Genomic DNA, 1,285 nt, shown 5'->3' on the forward strand with positions numbered 1-1,285 from the left:
GGCGAGATCGAGGCCGAGATCCCCGAGCCCGCGCGCCTCGACCGCGGCCCGGGCGGCACCCGGACCCTCAACGAGGCCGCCGAGCTGCTGGCCAACGCCGAGTTCCCGGTGATCGTCTCCGGCGGCGGCGTGGTCATGGCCGACGGCGTCGACGCCTGCCAGGCGCTGGCCGAGCGGCTGGGCGCGCCGGTGGTCAACAGCTACCAGCACAATGATTCCTTCCCGGCCAGCCACCCGCTGTGGTGCGGCCCGCTGGGTTACCAAGGCTCCAAGGCCGGCATGAAGCTGATCGCCCAGGCCGACGTGGTAGTGGCACTGGGCACGCGCCTCGGGCCGTTCGGCACCCTGCCGCAGCACGGCCTGGACTACTGGCCGAAGGACGCCAAGATCATCCAGATCGACGCCGACCACAAGATGCTGGGCCTGGTGAAGAAGATCGCCGTGGGCATCTGCGGCGACGCCAGGGAAGCCGCCGAGGCGATCACCGAGCGCCTGGCCGGCCGCGAGCTTAACTGCGACGCCAGCAAGGCCCAGCGGGCCGACCTGATCGCCAGCGAGAAGGCCGCCTGGGAGCGCGAGCTCGACGAGTGGACCCACGAGAAGGACCCGTTCAGCCTCGACGCCATCGACGAGGCGGCCGGCGAGACCCCGTTCTCCGGCGGCGAGTACCTGCACCCGCGCCAGGTGCTGCGCGAGCTCGAGAAGGCCATGCCGGAGGACGTGATGGTCTCCACCGACATCGGCAACATCAACGCCGTGGCGCACAGCTACCTGCGCTTCGACAAGCCGCGCAGCTTCTTCGCGCCGATGAGCTTCGGCAACTGCGGCTACGCGCTGCCGACCATCATGGGCGCCAAGGTGGCCGCGCCGGAGCGTCCGGCGATCGCCTACGCCGGCGACGGCGCCTGGGGCATGAGCCTGATGGAGACCATGACCGCGGTGCGTCACGAGATCCCGGTGACCGCGGTGGTGTTCCACAACCGCCAGTGGGGCGCCGAGAAGAAGAACCAGGTCGAGTTCTACAACCGCCGCTTCGTGGCCGGCGAGCTCGACAACGAGAGCTTCGCCGAGATCGGTCGGGCGATGGGCGCCGAGGGGATCACCGTGGATCGCCTCGAGGACGTGGGGCCGGCGCTGAAGAAGGCCGTGGACCTGCAGATGAACGAAGGCAAGACCTGCATCCTCGAGATCATGTGCACCCGGGAGCTGGGCGACCCCTTCCGCCGTGACGCCCTGAAGAAGCCGGTGCGCCTGCTCGAGAAGTACCAGGACTACGTCTGATCGA

At 69.3% G+C, this 1,285-nt stretch carries 1 protein-coding gene; it reads left to right on the forward strand.

Going from position 1 to position 1,285, the window contains the following annotated elements:
• On the forward strand, positions 1–1,281 hold a 1,281-nt coding region (gene xsc, locus ACGTNG_RS18100; RefSeq protein ID WP_394797884.1), incomplete at its 5' end, for a sulfoacetaldehyde acetyltransferase.
• Positions 1,282–1,285 lie beyond the last annotated feature (4 nt).

The sequence above is a fragment of the Halomonas sp. B23F22_3 genome (genome assembly GCF_043496965.1).
Taxonomy (GTDB): Bacteria; Pseudomonadota; Gammaproteobacteria; order Pseudomonadales; family Halomonadaceae; genus Halomonas.